The organism is Actinomadura rugatobispora (assembly GCF_042656285.1).
GTDB lineage: Bacteria > Actinomycetota > Actinomycetes > Streptosporangiales > Streptosporangiaceae > Spirillospora > Spirillospora rugatobispora.
In genome coordinates this window covers 1-623 of the sequence record NZ_JBHSON010000340.1, presented here as the reverse complement: position 1 = coordinate 623, position 623 = coordinate 1, and the positions used below count along the sequence as shown (strand labels likewise).

Sequence of the window (623 nt, the reverse complement as noted above, 5' to 3'; positions counted from 1 at the left end):
CACCTGGAACAGCGGGTGCCGTGCCAGCGAACGGGCGGGGTTGAGGTCCTCCACCAGCCGCTCGAACGGCAGATCCTGATGCGCGAAAGCCGCCAGATCGGCCTCCCGCACCCGCTCCAACACCTCAGCGAACGACGGATCACCACCCACATCCGTCCGCAACACCAACGTGTTCAAGAAGAACCCAGCGAGGTCTTCGAGGGACTCCTCACCACGACCGGCCACCGCCGTACCTACCGGAAAACGCCGCCTGCGCCACCATGAACATCGTCACACCACGCTGCTGAGCCACCCGCACCAACCGCGCATGCACCTCCGCACCCACACCCACCGACACCGACCCACCCCGGAAAGACGCCTCCGCCGGACGCGGACGATCCACCGGCAACGCCAGCTCCTCGGGAATGCCCGCGAGCGCCTCACGCCAGAAACCAAGCTGAGCCGAGATCACACTGTCCGGATCGTCCAGGTCGCCGAGAACCTCGCGCTGCCAGAGCGCATAGTCGGCGTACTGGACCGGCAGCGGCTCCCACTGGGGCACGCCGCCCGAACGCCGCGCCGCGTACGCCACGCCCAGATCACGCACCAGCACATCCATCGACCAGCCATCCACCGCGATGTGA

Annotated in this window: 1 pseudogene; it reads right to left on the bottom strand. The window is 67.4% G+C overall.

Annotation, left to right across the window (positions count from 1 at the left end):
• Positions 1 to 598: pseudogene (locus tag ACFPZN_RS56710) on the bottom strand (condensation domain-containing protein); the annotation flags it as partial.
• Positions 599 to 623: the final 25 nt, after the last annotated feature.